This window comes from Pseudoalteromonas rubra, from assembly GCF_005887115.1.
GTDB classification, from domain to species: domain Bacteria; phylum Pseudomonadota; class Gammaproteobacteria; order Enterobacterales; family Alteromonadaceae; genus Pseudoalteromonas; species Pseudoalteromonas rubra_F.
Genome location: NZ_PNCJ01000023.1, coordinates 153,752 through 172,112 on the forward strand (window position 1 = coordinate 153,752; position 18,361 = coordinate 172,112).

15 protein-coding genes are annotated in these 18,361 nt (G+C 47.0%); all 15 read left to right on the forward strand.

All coding sequences use genetic code 11. The features are described from left to right. Positions 1 to 10: 10 nt before the first annotated feature. Entirely contained in the window at positions 11 to 421 is a 411-nt protein-coding gene (gene rbfA / locus CWB98_RS16260; protein WP_125719883.1) for a 30S ribosome-binding factor RbfA, read from the forward strand. Further along, a complete protein-coding gene (gene truB / locus CWB98_RS16265; RefSeq protein ID WP_138545814.1) occupies positions 421 to 1,356 on the forward strand; it encodes a tRNA pseudouridine(55) synthase TruB in 936 nt (311 codons plus the stop codon). Before rbfA ends, truB begins: the two co-directional genes overlap by 1 nt. Before the next feature lie 105 nt (positions 1,357 to 1,461). Then, a complete protein-coding gene (gene rpsO, locus CWB98_RS16270; protein WP_010385052.1) occupies positions 1,462 to 1,731 on the forward strand; it encodes a 30S ribosomal protein S15 in 270 nt (89 codons plus the stop codon). 272 nt (positions 1,732 to 2,003) lie between these two features. Continuing rightward, entirely contained in the window at positions 2,004 to 4,118 is a 2,115-nt protein-coding gene (gene pnp, locus CWB98_RS16275) for a polyribonucleotide nucleotidyltransferase (protein WP_054015305.1), read from the forward strand. A 111-nt stretch (positions 4,119 to 4,229) separates the two neighbouring features. Then, positions 4,230 to 5,132 carry a lipoprotein NlpI gene (nlpI, locus tag CWB98_RS16280; RefSeq protein ID WP_138545815.1) on the forward strand — a complete coding sequence of 301 codons (903 nt, stop codon included), beginning with the start codon at positions 4,230 to 4,232 and terminating at the stop codon, positions 5,130 to 5,132. A 4-nt stretch (positions 5,133 to 5,136) separates the two neighbouring features. Then, positions 5,137 to 6,309, forward strand: a complete 1,173-nt coding sequence (locus CWB98_RS16285) for a hypothetical protein (protein ID WP_138545816.1) — start codon at positions 5,137 to 5,139, stop codon at positions 6,307 to 6,309. Positions 6,310 to 6,540: 231 nt separating this feature from the next. Beyond that, complete coding sequence (locus CWB98_RS16290; RefSeq protein WP_138545817.1) at positions 6,541 to 9,333, forward strand: monovalent cation/H+ antiporter subunit A; 2,793 nt, start codon at positions 6,541 to 6,543, stop codon at positions 9,331 to 9,333. Then, positions 9,333 to 9,707 (forward strand): Na+/H+ antiporter subunit C, encoded by a 375-nt coding sequence (locus CWB98_RS16295; protein WP_138545818.1) that lies wholly within the window; start codon positions 9,333 to 9,335, stop codon positions 9,705 to 9,707. Before CWB98_RS16290 ends, CWB98_RS16295 begins: the two co-directional genes overlap by 1 nt. After that, positions 9,704 to 11,215, forward strand: coding sequence for a monovalent cation/H+ antiporter subunit D (locus tag CWB98_RS16300; protein ID WP_138545819.1), 1,512 nt, complete (start codon positions 9,704 to 9,706; stop codon positions 11,213 to 11,215). Before CWB98_RS16295 ends, CWB98_RS16300 begins: the two co-directional genes overlap by 4 nt. Continuing rightward, positions 11,216 to 11,752, forward strand: a complete 537-nt coding sequence (locus tag CWB98_RS16305) for a Na+/H+ antiporter subunit E (RefSeq protein WP_138545820.1) — start codon at positions 11,216 to 11,218, stop codon at positions 11,750 to 11,752. Then, on the forward strand, positions 11,746 to 12,015 hold the full coding sequence (locus CWB98_RS16310; RefSeq protein WP_010385043.1) for a K+/H+ antiporter subunit F: 270 nt from the start codon (positions 11,746 to 11,748) through the stop codon (positions 12,013 to 12,015). Before CWB98_RS16305 ends, CWB98_RS16310 begins: the two co-directional genes overlap by 7 nt. Positions 12,016 to 12,024: 9 nt before the next feature. After that, positions 12,025 to 12,354: a Na+/H+ antiporter subunit G gene (locus CWB98_RS16315; protein ID WP_138545821.1), complete on the forward strand. Its 330-nt coding sequence runs from the start codon at positions 12,025 to 12,027 to the stop codon at positions 12,352 to 12,354. Positions 12,355 to 12,624: 270 nt separating this feature from the next. Beyond that, positions 12,625 to 14,739 carry a methyl-accepting chemotaxis protein gene (locus tag CWB98_RS16320; RefSeq protein ID WP_138545822.1) on the forward strand — a complete coding sequence of 705 codons (2,115 nt, stop codon included), beginning with the start codon at positions 12,625 to 12,627 and terminating at the stop codon, positions 14,737 to 14,739. Between the two features lie 96 nt (positions 14,740 to 14,835). Further along, positions 14,836 to 16,776 (forward strand): DNA topoisomerase III, encoded by a 1,941-nt coding sequence (locus CWB98_RS16325; protein WP_138545823.1) that lies wholly within the window; start codon positions 14,836 to 14,838, stop codon positions 16,774 to 16,776. Positions 16,777 to 16,851: 75 nt separating this feature from the next. After that, the gene (locus tag CWB98_RS16330; protein ID WP_138545824.1) at positions 16,852 to 17,709 is read left to right on the forward strand and encodes a tetratricopeptide repeat protein; all 858 of its coding nucleotides are present in this window, start codon (positions 16,852 to 16,854) and stop codon (positions 17,707 to 17,709) included. The last annotated feature ends 652 nt before the right edge of the window (positions 17,710 to 18,361 follow it).

Genomic DNA, 18,361 nt, shown 5'->3' on the forward strand with positions numbered 1-18,361 from the left:
AGTGGTGAAAATGAGAGAATTTTCTCGTACTGATCGTGTTGCACAACAGATCCAAAAAGAAATTGCCGTGATTTTACAGCGTGAGATTAAAGATCCACGTTTGGGCATGGTCACCGTATCGGCTGTCGAGGTATCGCGCGATCTGTCCTACGCCAAGGTCTTTATTACCGTACTTGGCGGTGACGATGACAAAACCAAAGAAAATCTGTCTATTTTAAATGAAGCGACAGGCTATATCCGCTCACTGCTGGGCAAACGGATCCGCGCACGGATCATGCCGGAGCTGCGTTTTGTGCTGGATAACTCCCTGATGGAAGGCATGCGCATTTCTAACCTGGTTGATGAAGTGATCCGCAAAGACAATGAAAAGCGTGGTGATGAAGCGCAGCCAGACACAAAAAGCGACGACGGAGAAGCCTGATGGCACGCCGTAGTAAAGGCCGTCCGATAGACGGGATTGTGCTGCTCAACAAGCCGCAGGGGATCTCCTCCAATAAAGCCTTGCAACAAGCCAAAGGTATTTATTTTGCACAAAAAGCTGGCCACACGGGCGCGCTCGATCCGCTGGCAACGGGCATGCTGCCAATCTGTTTTGGTGAAGCGACCAAGTTTACCCAGTTCCTGCTGGATACTGATAAAACTTACGTCGTCCGTGCTAAATTAGGTGAGCGTACCACGACCTCAGACTCTGATGGCGAGGTGGTTGAAACACGCCCGGTGCAGATCACTCGCGAGCAGCTAGAGCAGGACGTCGCCAGTTTTCTGGGTGAGTCGGATCAATATCCGTCCATGTACTCGGCGCTAAAGTATCAGGGTCAACCTTTATACAAGTACGCCCGTGAAGGCATCGAAGTGCCGCGCAAGTGTCGCAAGATCAACGTTTACTCAATCACATTAGATGAGTATGACGAGCAGGCGCAAGAGATCCTGATGACGGTGCATGTTTCCAAAGGAACCTACATTCGCACCATAGTGGATGACCTGGGTGAAAAGCTTGGCTGTGGTGCGCATGTCATTATGCTGCATCGCTCTGAGGTGGGCCATTACCCCAGTGATAAAATGATCACGCTGGAAGAGCTCGAAGAAAAACTTCAGCAGGCCAAAGCAGACGATTTGCCACCGTCGACTTATATTGATGCGTTGTTACTTCCTATGGACACGGCGCTGGTTGATTTACCGACGGTAGAGATCAGTGCAGAGCAGGGCGTGGCATTCAGCCACGGTCAAACCGTGGTGGTTGGCGAGCTGCCAGAGGGCGTATTGAAAGTAGTTGCTGACGGCCGCTTTGTCGGTATCGGTGAGCGCAACCAGCATGGCCATTTAAAGGCCAAACGCGCGTTATCCAGCGCCCAATAAAATTTTTTGTCAGCAGGGGGAATTGCTGATACAATGCCGCCCGCTTTGTCGCTTTGGCTGAATTAGTGATCGGCTAAAGCATTACTTAAACAATTGGAGTTTATTATGTCACTAAGCAATCAAGAAAAAGCAGAAATCGTAGCAAAATTCGCACGCGCAGAAGGCGACACTGGTTCTCCTGAAGTTCAGGTTGCACTGTTAACTGCTGATATCAACAAGCTACAAGGTCACTTCGCTAACCACAAGCATGACTTCCACTCACGTCGTGGTCTGCTACGTAAAGTAAGCCAGCGTCGTAACCTGCTTGACTACCTAAAAGGTAAGAGCGTAGAGCGTTACTCTGCACTAATCAAAGAGCTTGGCCTACGTCGCTAAGAACTTGATTATTTGTCGGATTTTTATCCGATAAGAAAAAAGGGGCTAAATCGCCCCTTTTTTTGTGGGTATATACTCAGTATACTTATGCCCGAGCCGCCATTCTGACGGTTCAGCGCCAAGTCTGCAGCCAATTGTAGTGCTTAAGCGGATCATCTAGCTCTGTTTGGTTTAGCCTTTTTTATCAAATAGTTATTAGTCACTTTAGTCCTCTTAAGACTGTAATTGGTCGTTGTTGGCGCTTATATGTTATTTTTGTAAGGAATATATTTGTGCAAGCAATTATTAAAGAATTCCAACTTGGTCAACACACAGTAACCCTGGAAACTGGTGCGATTGCGCGTCAGGCTGACGGTGCTGTACTGGCCAGTATTGGTGATACTTCTGTATTAGTCACTGTTGTAGGTAAGCGTGAAGCTGCACCTGGCCAGGACTTTTTCCCTCTGACAGTAAACTATCAGGAAAAAATGTATGCGGCAGGCCGTATCCCTGGTGGCTTCCTGAAGCGTGAAGGCCGTCCTTCAGACAATGAAACGCTGATTGCGCGTCTGATTGACCGTCCAATCCGTCCTCTGTTCCCGGACGGCTTTGTAAATGAAGTACAAGTTATCGCGACAGTGGTTTCTTCAAACCCTGAAATTCAACCAGACATGGTTGCAATGATTGGTACTTCTGCAGCACTAGCCATTTCTGGCGTGCCATTCAATGGTCCAATCGGCGCCGTGCGCGTTGGTTTCACTGATGGTCAGTACGTACTGAACCCGTCAGTAACAGAACTTGAGCAAAGTAAACTTGACCTGGTTGTTGCTGGTACCGAAGGTGCTGTACTGATGGTTGAGTCAGAAGCTGAAATTCTGACTGAAGAAGAAATGCTGGGCGCAGTTGTATATGGTCATGAGCAATCACAGGCTATCATCAAAGCTGTGAACGAATTTGCTGCAGAAGCAGGCAAGCCGGCTTGGGACTGGACTGCACCAGAGAAAAACGTTGAGCTGTCTGACAAAATCGCAGCTATCGCTGAACAAAAAGTCGGTGACGCTTACCGCATCACGGATAAAGTTGCCCGTAAAGATGCACTAAGCGAAGCAAAAGCGGAAGTGGTTGAGAAGCTGACTGCGGAGCTGGCTGAAGGCGAAGCGCTGGACGAGCAGGAAGTGTCTAAGCTGTTCAGCTCACTTGAGAAGAAAATCGTACGTGGCCGTATCATCGCGGGTGAGAAGCGTATCGATGGCCGTGAACCAGATATGGTTCGTGCACTTGACGTGATGACGGGCGTATTGCCACGTACACACGGTTCAGCCATCTTCACACGTGGTGAAACTCAGGCTTTGGTTACTGCTACCTTAGGTACAGAGCGCGATTCACAAATGATGGACAACCTGATTGGCACGCAGAAGCATCACTTCATGCTGCACTACAACTTCCCTCCATTCTGTGTAGGTGAGACAGGTTTCATTGGTTCTCCTAAGCGTCGTGAAATTGGCCACGGTAACCTGGCTAAGCGCGGTGTACAGGCGGTTATGCCAACACTTGAGGAATTCCCGTACTCTGTACGTGTGGTTTCTGAAATCACTGAATCAAACGGTTCGTCTTCAATGGCGTCAGTATGTGGTACGTCTTTGGCTCTGATGGATGCGGGTGTACCTATCAAGTCATCTGTTGCGGGTATCGCGATGGGTCTGGTTAAAGAAGGCGATGACTTTGTCGTACTTTCTGACATCCTGGGTGACGAAGACCACCTGGGTGACATGGACTTTAAAGTAGCGGGTAACAGCGCGGGTGTCACTGCACTTCAGATGGATATCAAGATTGAAGGTATCACGAAAGAAATCATGCAGATCGCACTGCGTCAGGCAAAAGCGGCACGTCTGCATATCCTGAGCGTGATGGACCAGGCTATCGCCAGCCCATCTCAGGACCTGTCTGAGTTCGCACCTCGTATCTACACCATGAATATTCCACCGAAGAAGATTGCAGACGTAATCGGTAAAGGTGGCGCTGTGATCCGTCAGCTGACGGAAGAAACAGATACAACCATCGAAATCGAAGATGACGGTACCATTAAGATTGCTGCAACCAACGGTAACAGCGCGAAAGAAGCGATTGCTCGCATCGAAGCGCTAACTGCTGAGCTGGAAGTAGGCACTATCTACACAGGTAAAGTAAACCGTATCGTAGACTTTGGTGCATTCGTAAACGTACTGCCAGGTAAAGATGGTCTGGTACACATTTCACAGATCAGCAAAGAGCGCGTAAACAACGTAGCTGATCACCTGAGCGTTGGCCAGGAAGTGAAGGTAAAAGTACTGGAAGTAGACCGTCAGGGTCGTGTGCGTCTGAGCATCAAAGAAGCATTAGAGTCAGAAGCGGCACCTGCTGCTGAGTAAGATCTGACAAAGAAACAATGAGTTTCGATGAAAGGGGCTGAATGGCCCCTTTTTTTATGCTTTAATGATTGCTCAAACCGAGTAGCGACAAGCGGATCACCAATTCGCACCATGCCCAAAAGGGGAAATAGATTGAGACTGTTATTATTACCTTTGCTATGTATGAGTTTGCTGGGGTGTCAGTCAACTCAGCAGGCGGCGGATGTACCGAATGTAACCGTACCTTTTGCCGTGCCTCTGGCGGCCAATTTTCGCAATGAAATAGCCATTGCCAGATACAGCGAGCTGTTACAGAACAAAACATTAGATAGTGAACAGCAAGCTCAGTTGTTTTATAACCGTGGCATGTTGTACGACAGTTTGGGCTTAACCACATTGGCACGCATAGACTTCAATCGTGCCGTCAAACTAAAGCCAGACCTGGCAGAAGTCTACAACTTTCTGGGCATTCACCACACACTCAGACAAGAGTATGGCACAGCCTATGAAATGTTTGATGCGGTGCTGGAGCTGAACACAGATCATGAGTATGCCTATTTAAACCGTGGCATCGCGTTGTATTATGGTGAGCGCCCGGCGCTGGCAGTGAGTGATTTCGAATCCTTTCTGGCGCGTTCTCCTCAGGACCCGTATCGGCTGATGTGGCTTTATCTGGCTGAATCAGAGGTCGATCCAGTTGCGGCAAAAGCGGCGCTTAAGCAGCATAGCCAGGCTTTAAATAATGATGAGTGGGCAACACAGTTGGTACAGCTTTATTTGGGAGAGCTGTCTCAGCAAGCCTTTCTAGCTCAGGTGGGAGATGGCGTTAAGTCGCAGCAGGAGTTTGCAGAGCGCCTGTGTGAAGCTTATTTCTATCTTGCCAAGCGTTACCAGTTCGAAGGTAAGACAGGCAAGGCCATCGAGTATTTTAAACTGGCACTTGCCACCAATGTGTATGAATTTGTCGAACATAAATACGCTCGTCTGGAATTACAAATCATTGCTGACGAAATGAATCAGGCGGATGTAGGCTAACGCTATGTCTGCTTATGTGCTTCGCTATGTGGTAATGCTAATTTGCATCACTCTCATAGCGGGCAGTACAGCCAACCCTTGGCTGTTTAACTCGCCAAATTCGCGTCAGGCACAGCTATCTTTGCTTAAGCGAAGTCCACAGAGTTTCTACTTTGATACCCAAAAGGCCAGCTTATTAATACCTCAGTTGCCCGATGACTCAGTACAGGCATTACGCCAACTTGGGCAGCCTGAGGCTGCGTTTGAGTGGGCACACAGGTTACTTGAAAAAGGTGAGTTGAGCACCGCTGTAATGCTTGCCAGTGCGCACTGGCAAGCGGTTAGTATACAGGCTCGTAGTCGTTTATTGCAGTCGCTGACAGCGATGCAGGCTGTTCCTGAGATAATTCAGTTGTCTGCGCAGTTCACCTTACCTAAGCCATACATGACGTTGTCACAGCTCATGCAGGGTGTGTCCTCCAGTCGGCTTGGCCGCTCGGATTTAAACCGACTCGCGATAGAGACGGTAGGAGATGTCAGCTGGGAAAACTCAGAGTGTCAGCGTCGAGTATTGCTGTTGAGTGACTCCTGGTTGGGACTCAGTAAACTGGAACAACTAAAAGCGCAGTATCTTGCAGCGCCTTTGCCATATGCCGGAAGCTATTGCTTTGCAGGTCCGATTTATATGGGAGCGGACTTACAGTGTGGTGTGAAAGCACGCAAGTATGCACATTGTGATGTTATTAACATGCCGGGTAGAGCACATTGGTCTTCGGCGGATCATTTGGTGTTGATGACGGAGCGTGGAGCGGCCAATGTCAGTCGTGGAGTAATGACTTTAAACCTCAAAAGTGACTACAAGGTGTTTATTCATGAATTGATGCACTTTAGTGGCTTTGAAGATGAATATGCTATTGGCGCAGAAAAGGCAAAGTGGCTATGTGCAACCCCAGGTCATAAGGCGCCCAATTTATATGTTGGCCACACGCCTCCTAAGGGCTGGTACCCCAGCCACAGCTGCGAGGCTGGGGAGCTGCCAGCCTATAAACCTCAGCAAGCCATGTCAAATATGCAATATCAGAGTCTGGCTTTGTCAGCACGATACAAAGAGCTTTGGTTATTGGCATTTCAGCAACAGCGCAATAAACCCACTAACTTTCAGCGATTTATTCAGGTCAAATTAGCCGCCAAGGGTTAAAAGCCCAGTTTATTTATGAATTTAATCTGAATTGTTTGTAAATGTTGGCTAAAATGGCAGCGTATAGAGCGCGAAAGTCTAGACAACTCAAATACTAATCAAGTATAACTGGTAAGCGTTATGTGTGATAAAAACGTGCGCAAAATAAATCAGATAGTCTATGCATAACACTAGCTACACACTGCGCGCTGTTCCGTTATTTACGGTTATTGAAGATAAAAGGTTTTCTTTATGACATTGCTTTGGATACCCTTGCTATCCTTATTAGGCAGTTTACTCTCATCATTTACAGGTAAACTATCCCGCAATCACTCGACTGCGGTAACTTTGCTTGCGCCCGGATTGGCACTTGCGCTGGCCTGTTATATGGCTCCGGAGGTGTTTGCCAATGAACAGCTGCGTACCACAATTGAGTGGATCCCGCTGTTGGGTTTAGAACTCTCATTTCGCTTAGATGGTTTATCATTATTGTTCGTTTTCCTGATTCTGGGAATCGGCATATTGGTGATCTTCTACGCGCGTTACTATCTCAGCAGTAACGATTCCATGCCCAAGCTCTACGCATACTTAATGCTGTTTATGACGGCTATGCTGGGTATTGTGATGTCGAATAATGTATTGCAACTATGGCTATTCTGGGAATTAACCAGTATCAGTTCCTTTTTGCTTATCAGCTATTGGTGGCACAAATCAGAAGCCCGTAAAGGGGCCAAAATGGCATTGGCTATCACCGGTGGCGGTGGCCTGGCTCTGCTTGCTGGCTTGCTGTTGCTGGGTGATATTGTCGGGAGTTATGACTTAGACATCATTCTTGCCAGCCGTGAACTGATCCAGGCTCATGACTTGTATGAACTGGCTCTGATCCTGGTATTACTGGGCGCTTTCACTAAATCTGCGCAGTTTCCATTCCATTTCTGGCTGCCACATGCCATGGCTGCACCAACACCTGTGAGTGCTTACTTACATTCCGCGACTATGGTTAAAGCAGGTATCTTTTTACTCGCTCGTTTCTATCCGGCACTGGCCGGAACCGAAATTTGGTTTATTCTGGTTGGGTTAACCGGTCTTGTGACTTTGCTGGTTGGTGCCTATATCGCTTTATTCAAGCATGACCTCAAAGGACTACTCGCATTTTCAACCATTAGTCATTTGGGACTGATAACCTTGTTGCTGGGCCTGGATACTGAACTGGCAACGGTCGCGGCTATCTTCCACATCATTAACCACGCGACTTTCAAAGCTTCACTATTTATGGCTACCGGGATCATAGATCATGAAACTGGCACGCGAGATATGCGCAAGCTAAATGGTATGTGGCGATTTATGCCGTACACAGCAACGCTCGCTATGGTGGCAGCAGCATCTATGGCGGGTGTCCCTCTGTTGAACGGCTTCTTATCGAAAGAAATGTTCTTTGCTGAAACCTTGCACCAGCAGTTGCTGGGCTCAATGTCCTGGTTGATCCCGATTCTGGCAACCATTGCCGCTGCCTTTTCTGTGGCATACTCGGCCCGTTTTATCCACGATGTGTTTTTCAACGGAGAGCCGGTGGGCTTGCCTAAGGAGCCACACGAGGCACCCCGTTACATGCGTGTGCCTATCGAAGTTTTGGTCGCATTGTGTCTAATTGTGGGCATGTTCCCGGGCTTTATCGTCAGTGACATTCTTAATGTAGCCTCTGCTGCAGTATTGGGCGGGGAACCACCTGAATTTAAAATTGCCATCTGGCATGGCTTTAATCTACCTCTGCTGATGAGCGGTATCGCTGTATGTGGTGGTCTGTTGATCTACACCCAGCGTCGTTATCTGTTTACATTCCAGGCTTCATTGCCTCCTCTTAATGCGAAAAAAGGGTTCGAGCATGCGATGTATAGGCTGGTCAGCTGGAGTCGTGCGCGCATTGACGCTATCGAAAATGGGTCGCTACAGCGATACCTGATGTTGATGTTAATGGTCGTGCTGTTGAGTGCAGGCTGGCCGCTATTCGAAATGAGCCAGCTAGTTGGTGAAAACAAACCAACCCCTATTGATGTACACAATGCGATTGGGGCCGGTTTGCTGATGATTGGTGCGATAGGTACAGTGATTTGGCATCGAACGCGTATGGTTGCTTTGTTAATGATCTCGGTTGTGGGTCTGATGGTGGCCGTTGCGTTTACTCGCTTCTCTGCGCCGGACCTGGCACTGACTCAGCTAACTGTTGAAGTTGTCACCATCATACTGTTGATGTTGGCGCTGTTCTTCTTACCGCAAAGAACACCCAAAGAGAGTAGCTCGGTTCGCGTGTTGCGTGATTTGGGTATTGCTTCTGCCATTGGTGTCATTGTGGGTAGCATTTGTTATGCCTTGATAACTCGCCCACTGAGCTCTATTTCGGACTTCTTCCTTGCCAATGCGAAGACTGGGGGAGGGGGCACCAATGTGGTGAACGTTATTTTGGTCGACTTCCGTGGTTTTGATACTTTGGGTGAAATTACTGTACTGGGTATTGCTGCTCTGGGAATTTATAAGCTTTTGATCAATTTACCGCTATTTATGCCCGGTAGTGATTCTGAGGGCCGTCCATGGGCCACAGAGCGTTACCCTATTCTGTTAGCGTCTATTTCTCAGAGCTTGTTACCGTTGGCGCTATTGGTATCCGTATACATCTTCCTGCGGGGTCATAATTTGCCTGGAGGGGGGTTTATTGCGGGTCTGGTTACCGCGATTGCCTTTATTTTGCAGTATATCGCGCACGGTTCGAACTGGATTTCAGAGCGCTTTACACTCAACTACCGCAAGATTATTGCCTCTGGTATTGCCATAGCCATGATCTCAGGCTTGGGCAGTTGGGCATTCGACCGCCCGTTCCTGACCAGCTGGTTTGATTACTTTGATTTGCCGGTAATTGGCGAGATTGAACTTGCCAGTGCGCTGGTATTTGACTTGGGTGTGTATATTACGGTTGTTGGTGCAACTTTGATGATCCTGGCGAGCCTGGGCAAGTTGACAGCCAATGCACCTAAAGAAGAGGTAAATATTTAATGGAGCTATTGTACTCATCTTGTGTGGGCCTGTTAGTGGCCTGCGGGGTATTCCTGATTTTACGAGCCCGTACCTTCCCTGTGGTATTGGGACTCACTATGTTGTCCTATGCAGTTAACTTATTTTTGTTTGCATCTGGCAGACTGACCATGAATAAAGCGGCGGTTCTGGGGTTTAGCGACGGGTATGCCGATCCCTTACCGCAGGCGCTGGTCTTGACCGCGATTGTGATAGGCTTTGCAATGACGGCGTTTGTGGTCATTCTGGCTATTCGGGGTCGTGCTGACTTGGGCAACGACCATGTTAATGGCAGTGAAGTGCACACGGCTTCGCGCAATGTTGGCTCTCAACGCAAGGAGCAAAGTAAAGCATGACGCAGCACCTAACTTCTTTGCCAGTATTGCTGCCAATGCTGGCCGCTATTTTTATGTTGATGCCACCTTGTGGTAAAAATCTCAGAGCCCGTCGCATCGTCTCAGTGGGCATGGGCGTACTCACTACCGTGGCATCGGCAATTTTGCTGCTGATGACCCAGGAACATGGCACGTCTGTTTATGCCATTGGTAACTGGTCTGCACCATTTGGTATCGTATTAATAGCAGATCCTTTGTCTGCGCTGCTGGTGACACTGACGTCATTTCTGGGGCTAGTGTGTGGTTTATACAGTTGTGCTGGCGACGATGAGCGGGGAAGTTTTTTCCACCCGCTGTTACATTTTTTGGTCCTAGGCGTCAATGGGGCATTTCTTACTGGTGATGCATTCAATCTGTTCGTATTCTTTGAAGTACTGTTGATTGCCTCATACTCACTACTGATGCACGGTGGTGATAAGCGCAATACACGTGCAGCTTTGCAGTATGTGATACTGAATTTAGTTGGCTCGTCGGTATTCCTGATTGCTTTAGGGATCTTGTACGGCACGCTGGGCACCTTAAATATGGCGGACATGGCACAAAAAGTGACGTTACTGCAAGGTGACGATGTGTATCTGGCTAAGATAGGTGGCTTGTTACTATTGGTTGTGTTTGCTCTGAAGGGCGCATTATTACCGCTTCACTTGTGGCTGCCTAACACCTATTCGACGGCGATGCCGGTCGTGGCGGCTTTGTTCGCTATCATGACCAAAGTGGGGGTCTATTCCATGATGCGTGTATATACCCTGATTTTTGGTGAAGAAGCAGGTGAGTTAAGCCACATGGCACAAAACTGGCTCTGGTGGCTGGCAATCGCAACCATAGTGATGGGTGCCATCGGGGTATTAGCAAGTCAGGACTTAAGAAAAATGGTAGCGAACCTAGTCGTTGTATCAGTCGGCACTTTGGTTGCCCTGGTTGCTGTACAAACGATACAAAGTAGCGCGGCGGCCATCTACTATCTAGTTCATTCGACGTTGGTGAGTGCGGCGTTGTTTCTGCTAGCAGATCTTATTGCAAGGCAAAGAGGCAAAGTCGCAGATAGGATCACCGCTGGCCGACCCGTAGCGCAACCTTTGCTAATCGGCGGTGCATTTTTGGTTGCCGCGGTGGCAGTCATAGGCATGCCACCCTTGTCCGGGTTCGTTGGTAAAGTGTGGATTTTGAGATCTACGCTGGATACGCCGTATGGTAACTGGTTCTGGCTGGTGTATCTGGTTGCGAGCCTGGCAGTTCTTATCTCCGTCTCAAAAGCGGGTAGTACTGTGTTTTGGCATCATACTGGTAAAAGTGAGAGTGAACAGGAACGGGCTCACCCAGCTCAGATCAGTGCCGTGCTTTTACTGGTATTGTGCACGCCATTGATGGTGATTTTTGCAGGTCCTCTGAGTGAATATGCATTGCTTGCCGCTCAGGAGCTGCACGATTTCACAGGGCTACTGCAGGACGTGTTAGGAGGAGTAAACTAGATGCGTTTGGAAGCAAAATATAAATGGTTACCGACACCGTTTCGCAGCCTAATGCTGTTCATCGTTTGGTTGTTGTTAAATAACAGCGTGGCACCAGGTCATTTGATCCTGGCTGCGATTTTGGCCGTTGCTATTCCCCTGGCGACTTTCCCATTCCGTACCAAACAACCTTTGGTATTGAAACCTGGTAAGGCATTACAATACTTGTTACTGGTTTTGTACGATATCTTGATGGCTAACATTGAGGTAGCAATCAAGATTCTGGGGCCGACACGAAAATTGAAGCCCGCATTTGTAAAAGTGCCCATTGATTTGGTTCAGTCTATGCCCATTACTATTCTGGCGAGCACCGTGTCGCTAACACCGGGCACCGTGAGTGCAGAAGTCTATCCATGGCCTGAAGACATGGCTGATGGCGCAGAGCCACAACAGCGTTACCTGCTGATCCACGTTCTGGATCTGGACGATGAGGCGACGCTGATCGACACGATTAAAACGCGTTATGAAAAACCTATTAAGGAGATCTTTGCATGCTAGAGACGGTGATTCTGATTGTCTTTGCGATGATCGGTGTATCTTTGCTACTTAATCTGTGGCGGCTTGTGGTTGGTCCATCTATCCCAGATCGGATTCTGGCATTAGATACCATGTACATTAATACCATTGCCCTGATAGTGCTATATGGCATGAACATGGGCACCTCGCTATATTTCGAGGCTGCACTATTAATTGCCTTACTTGGCTTTGTCAGCACAGTGGCGGTATGTAAATACCTGCTGCGTGGCGATATCATTGAATAGGGGGAGCGAATAATGGAATGGGTTATTTCATTTTTGTTATTGTTAGGCGGTAGTTTAGTTTTGGTCGGCTCTGTTGGCCTTGTCAAAATGCCGGATTTCTTCATGCGATTACACGGACCAACCAAAGCAACGACCTTGGGTATGGCTTGCTTGCTATTTGCAGCAATGGCTTATTATGGTTTTTACGGTGAAGGTGTGAGCGTCAAAGAAATTCTTATTTCTATGTTTTTGCTCATTACCGCGCCTATCAGTGGTTATATGTTGATTAAATCAGCAATTCACCACAGGTTAGACAGTATCGAGCCCACCCGTGGTAAAGATAAGATTGAGGAAGACTGAATTTCGTTTTAATCGTGAGTCGCTGTAGTGTTACAACAGCGACTCCAGTTGGTATTTATTCCTAACTTCACACCCTGCGCAGCTGGCTAATCTGTTTTCCCTCCACAACTGCTCACAATCAGTACAAATAGTGTACTATCCTTATTTGGTGTAAAAAAAATCGCCCAATAGTGTAGTCATAATTACTTAAAGCTGTCATTTTAGAATACGCAAGATAGCGAAACTTTTGCTAAAGTTATCCCAATAAACAACCATTTGTGAGTGTTTTATATGCAGCATATGTCCATCAAGAAGAAGCTTATCCTGTTTGTGGTCACGCTGGTGACTGCCCTTGTTGCCTTGCTAGTAACAACGATGTGGATGAATCTGCAAAAAGAAAACAAAGTGCAGAGTACACAGCTCAGAGAGCTGGCTTATCAGGAGATCAGAACAGGGTTAACGGCGCAGGGACAATACTATGCACGTCAGGTTGCAGAGTTTATTAACTCTGCTTATCGGGTGCCCTATACATTGGCTGGCGCTCTGAAAGAAACTTCTGTCAGTACGCCATTGGCGCGTACTCAGGTGCAAGACCTTGTTGCCGGCGCATTGAAACAAAATCGTTTTGTATCCTCAATGTATGCTCAGTTTGAACCAAATGGATACGACCGACAAGATCAAGCCTACACCTCTGGGGCCAGTCATTCTGCACCAGGTGATGGTACTCTGGAGCTATATTTCACTCGAGATGCGAGTGGGATCACGCAACATCAAATTGAATCAGCGGCTGATAAATATTTAGATAAACGTAACGAGTTTGGGCTTCGCGAAGCTGAGTGGTATCTCTGTGCGCGCGACAGTGTGGCGCCTTGTATTATGGAGCCTTATCTGTACGAGATTTCTCCTGGCAATAAGATGTTGATGACATCATTAACAGTGCCTGTTGATGTTAACGGGCGTTTTCAGGGTCTGGTAGGGGTTGATGTGAACTTGCCGGTATTCCAGAAGCTGGTTGATGAATTATCAGAATCACTGTATCAGGGGCAGGCGAAAGTCTCTTTGCTCAGCAAGTTGGGATTGGTTGTCGGTGCCAGCCATTACGATAAGCTTGCCAGACCTTTGAAAGAGTCTGTCAATCCGGACGTCGCAGAGAAGCTGTTGAACTTGCATCAAAAAGGTGGATTTAGTGAGATAGGGGATATGCTGGCTATTGCTGTGCCTATTGAGATCAAACTTGCCAACACGACCTGGTCTTTGGTTATTGAATTACCGAAAGAGGTTGCACTGGCATCTGTTACTCAGATAGAGCAGCAAATAGAAGAATCAACCAACTCACTTGGACGTTGGATGTTGTTTTTGGGCACAGTCGTTGCAGCTGTAGCATTGGGTCTTGCGCTGGTGCTTATTAACACCATCATTGGCCCGTTGACGTATATTGAGGAGCGTGTCGATAGTCTTGCTTCTAGCGAAGGTGACCTGACTCATAAGCTGGAGGTAAGTCACCATGCTGAGCTGATATCTTTGGCCAATGGCTTTAACCGCTTTACAGATAAACTCAGAAGCATGATCATTGATCTCAAAGAGTTGGCTGAGGAGTCATATGCCCAATCTCACAAGACAACAGAAGCTGCCATCAATATCAAAAACAAGGTATCGAATCAGCATCTTGAAATAGACAGTGTTGTGACCGCAATTAACGAGTTGAGTGCAACGGCAACAGAAGTTGCCAGAGCCTCGGAAAAAGCAGCTTCAAGTACAAATCATGCTGTTGAGACGGTGCAAAGTAGTGAACGAAGTATAGTCAGAACAACAGAGACAGTTCAGGAAATCGCCGAACAGGTATTAGACGCGAAAAATGCATTCGGCAAAGTCTCTGAGCGAAGTGGTGATATTTCCAAAATCCTGGATGTTATTCGCGCCATTGCTGAGCAAACTAATTTACTTGCGCTAAACGCGGCGATAGAAGCGGCCAGGGCTGGTGAACAAGGTCGAGGGTTTGCTGTGGTCGCTGATGAAGTACGTGCACTGGCTTCAAAAACGCAGGCCTCAACCGATGACATTAGCAAGCTCATTGATAATTTGCAAAGCGAAGTGACAGGCTCTGAGCAGATCATTGAAAGGACCGTCAGTCAGGGTGAGCAAGCGGTTTCATATTGCCGAGAGTCTGCAGAGTTAATGAGTAGCTTAGTGGGCGAACTAAGCAGTATCTCAAATGAGGTAACACAAATCGCGACTGCAGCAGAAGAGCAAAGCATGGTAACTGAGGAGATAAGCACCAATACAACAGGTATATCAGATGCGGCAGCTGAGTTGTCTGGTTTTGCCGATGAGGTGGAGCAGGCGGCCAGTGCAATGACGTATATAGTGGAGCAAAAGCATAAGCAGTTAAATCTACTCAAGACCTAAGTTCCACCGCTATCTGAATGTCCTGCAGGGTCAGCTCTGGTAATTACTGCCAGAGTTGACTATCATAACTGTAAATACATACAGTTGTTCTGAAGAATGAAACTTTATATTGCCGAAAAGCCTTCTCTGGGTAGAGCCATTGCAGACGTATTGCCTAAGCCACATAAAAAGCATGATGGTTATATCGAGGTAGCCAATGGAGATTGTGTTACCTGGTGTATTGGCCATTTGCTGGAGCAGGCCGCTCCCGAGGACTACGACCCTAAATACAAAAAATGGCAAATGGTGCATTTACCCATTATCCCAGAGCATTGGCAGTTCAAAGCAAAGCCTAAAACCAAAAAGCAACTCAGCGTCGTAAAAAAGCTGATCAAGCAAGCTGACTGTCTTGTGCATGCGGGTGATCCTGATAGGGAAGGTCAGTTACTGGTTGATGAGGTATTGCAAGAAGCAAAGCCGTCGGCATCTAAAAAGCAAGCCACTGAGCGACTGCTGATCAGCGATCTAAACCCTGCGGCAGTCAAAAAAGCACTAAACCAAATGCGTACGAATCAGGAGTTTGTACCTTTAAGTGTGTCGGCTTTGGCCAGAGCAAGGGCTGACTGGCTGTATGGTATGAACCTGACCAGGGCGTATACCTTGGTCGGACAAAAAGCAGGATTTCAGGGGGTGCTGTCAGTTGGCAGAGTACAAACGCCAGTCCTTGGTTTGGTTGTCAGGCGGGATATGGAAATAGCCAACTTTGTTTCTAAACCGTTTTTTGAGGTGCAAGCGCTGGTAAGGAAAAGCGACGGGGCAGAGTTTAGTGCCAAGTGGCAACCCAGTGAGGCATGCCAGCCCTATATGGATGAGGAAGGCAGAGTGCTGGTTAAAGGGTTGGCCGAAAATGTCGCGTCAAGGATCCAGGGGCAGGACGCTCAGGTCAAAAAAATTGATGCTAAGCCCAAGAAGCACAACCCACCTTTACCTTATAACTTATCGGCACTACAAATTGATGCCAACAAACGCTTTGGTATGTCGGCTAAACAAGTGTTGGATATTTGTCAGGCGCTTTATGAAAGACATAAACTGATCACTTATCCCCGCTCGGATAATCGCTACCTACCGAAGGGGCACTTTGGCGAGTCTAAGCAGGTATTGGATGCGGCACTAAATAATCAGGGGTTGGAAGAAGATAAAGTTGCGGGCGCAGATCTGAGCCTGAAAAGCAAATGCTGGAATGATGCAAAAGTAGAGGCACACCATGCGATTATTCCGACAGCAAAGAAGCTAAAAACGGCCCAGTTAGGCCAGTACGAGCAGCACGTTTACCAGCTCATTTGTACTCAGTATCTGGCGCAGTTTTACCCAGCTTATCGATATACAGAAACCAAGGTGGAATTAGAAATTGCAGGCGGAGTGTTTGTTGCTAAGGCCGAGCAGATCATCGACCTAGGTTTTAAACGCTTATTTAAACCAGAAGAAAAGAAACAAGTTATTTTGCCCCAGCTGGAAGTGGGCGAGGTACTTCATTGCTTTAAAGGGGAAGTCATCGAGAAACATACTCAACCTCCCAATCACTTTACAGAAGCAACCTTACTAAGTGCTATGACTGGCATAGCTCGATTTGTGTCGAACGCTGACATCAAAAAAGTGTTGAAAGAGACTGATGGGCTCGGTACAGAGGCAACCAGAGCCGGAATTATCGATTTATTATTTAAAAGAGGCTTTTTGCAACGTAATGGTAAAAGCATTAAATCAACAGAACTAGGCGCTGCGCTAGTCAAGACGCTTCCCGAGGATCTGTCTTTGCCAGACCGAACGGCATTGTGGGAGTCACAACTTGCAAAAATCGCGATGAAAGAGCAAACCTATCAGACATTTATGTATCCTCTCGAGAATGAAATAACAGGCATTATTGAACGTGCGAATACGAGTGACAGCTCCATATTTAGTGGGCTGACAAGTGGTAAATCAGGTTCGAGGGTTTCATTTTCTAAAAAAAGAACCAAAAAACGCGCAAGCAATCGAAGTGGTCGTCGAAAGTCAGCAGCTTAATCGGATTTTATATTTGCCTTGCAATTGGTATGGATGTCACCATATAGATAGTCAAATATCATAGCTGGTTTGAACATGGAAAATAAAATCTTACTTACACCGGAAAACATTCAACAGGTATTGGCACCTTCGGATCCTGAAAAGCTCGTATTAATGACGTTTTTTAGCGCCCAGGAACCAAACTGTATTGCACAAGCTGATATTCTTGATGCGCTTGCTCAGCAATATCCAAATAATATAGTGGTCGCAACGGTTGATTGTGATCAACAGCAAATGCTTGCTTCTCAGTTGGCCCAGCAAGTAGGCCTTCAGGCGTTACCAACTTTAGTTGTGTTGAAAGGCGGTGCGCCTGTAGATGTTCTTCCTGGTGCAAAAACGCAAGAAGAAATTTCCAAGGCTTTGTCGGAGCATCTGCCTTCACCTGAGCTGATATTGCTTGATCAAGCCAAGCAAGCGCTTGCAAATGGCGAGCTGAATGATGCCTTTGCACTGGCAAAGCAGGCTTATGGCGTTGCAAAAGATAACCCAAGAGTTGCGCTGGTATTTGCAGATATCTGTATTCAGATACAAAAAGTAGAAGAAGCTGAGGCGCTATTAGCATCTGTCCCGGCGGAAGCACAGGATGCCTACTTCACTAACTTAACGTCGAAGCTGGAACAAGCAAAAGAGGCTCAGGAGTCACCTGAACTTAAGCGTCTTATGGCTGAAGCTGAAGCTTCACCAGATGATTTATCTGTATTGTGTCAACTGGCTCAGGCCCAGGTCGACGCAGGAAAGAAAGCCGATGCATTGGAAAGCTTGATATCTGTGCTAAGAAAAGACATGAACTTTGGAGAAGCCAAAAAAGGCTATCTTGATATCATTGCGTCTTTACCCGAGGGCGATGAAATTGCGGCTCGCTACCGACGAAAACTCTACAGTCTTTTGTATTAATTCTTTTCTTGACTAAAAATGGCGCAAAAAAGCGCCATTTTTTCTTGCGTCTCTTCTTAAATGTACAATACTTAGATCCCCTAGCAGTCAAATTGTGTCAAATAGGTGAATATTTGATGACAAAACAGGTGGTTTTGTCGTGTTCTGTATGTAAAGTGGACGAAGGGCGAGTTTTTCTCACTTTTCTTCAAAAAAGGGGTTGCGCTTGGTTTCGATTTCCCTATAATGCGCATCCACCGACACGGGGTGCTCGCTACTAAGTAGAACGCTGAAAAGCAACGAGCCAAGTGAAGGGAAAGCCAAACGGAAAGCTTAATTAAGAAAATTAAATTTTCTAGTTGACTTTAAAAGTGAAGCGGTTAATATAGCGCTCCACTTCGCAGCAAGGCTGCGGTAACTAACCCAGGTTAGTTACTTTGTTCTTTAAAAATATGAAGCAATCATCTGTGTGGGCACTCGTACAGATTGAGTTCTAACAGCGAATTTCAGTTTTACTGGATGACGCAAAAAAATTTAGAGTCTCAATGTTTTTTCCTTAAATGGAAAGTGAGTGACCAACGGAAACAAGTTTACTTGTTTCAGCACAGTCAATTCGATACCGAAAGGTATCAAAATCAGAATTCATTGAGCACGAATCTTCGGATTCAAAAAA

Excerpts from the sequence above, each read along its gene's own strand:
- truB (WP_138545814.1), top strand. The coding sequence starts at position 421 with ATGGCACGCCGTAGTAAAGGCCGTCCGATAGACGGGATTGTGCTGCTC.
- CWB98_RS16310 (WP_010385043.1), top strand. The coding sequence starts at position 11,746 with ATGCTAGAGACGGTGATTCTGATTGTCTTTGCGATGATCGGTGTATCT.
- CWB98_RS16300 (WP_138545819.1), top strand. The coding sequence starts at position 9,704 with ATGACGCAGCACCTAACTTCTTTGCCAGTATTGCTGCCAATGCTGGCC.
- CWB98_RS16305 (WP_138545820.1), top strand. The coding sequence starts at position 11,216 with ATGCGTTTGGAAGCAAAATATAAATGGTTACCGACACCGTTTCGCAGC.
- nlpI (WP_138545815.1), top strand. The coding sequence starts at position 4,230 with ATGCCCAAAAGGGGAAATAGATTGAGACTGTTATTATTACCTTTGCTA.
- rbfA (WP_125719883.1), top strand. The coding sequence starts at position 11 with ATGAGAGAATTTTCTCGTACTGATCGTGTTGCACAACAGATCCAAAAA.
- CWB98_RS16285 (WP_138545816.1), top strand. The coding sequence starts at position 5,137 with ATGTCTGCTTATGTGCTTCGCTATGTGGTAATGCTAATTTGCATCACT.
- CWB98_RS16330 (WP_138545824.1), top strand. The coding sequence starts at position 16,852 with ATGGAAAATAAAATCTTACTTACACCGGAAAACATTCAACAGGTATTG.
- CWB98_RS16290 (WP_138545817.1), top strand. The coding sequence starts at position 6,541 with ATGACATTGCTTTGGATACCCTTGCTATCCTTATTAGGCAGTTTACTC.
- CWB98_RS16320 (WP_138545822.1), top strand. The coding sequence starts at position 12,625 with ATGCAGCATATGTCCATCAAGAAGAAGCTTATCCTGTTTGTGGTCACG.
- CWB98_RS16295 (WP_138545818.1), top strand. The coding sequence starts at position 9,333 with ATGGAGCTATTGTACTCATCTTGTGTGGGCCTGTTAGTGGCCTGCGGG.
- CWB98_RS16325 (WP_138545823.1), top strand. The coding sequence starts at position 14,836 with ATGAAACTTTATATTGCCGAAAAGCCTTCTCTGGGTAGAGCCATTGCA.
- rpsO (WP_010385052.1), top strand. The coding sequence starts at position 1,462 with ATGTCACTAAGCAATCAAGAAAAAGCAGAAATCGTAGCAAAATTCGCA.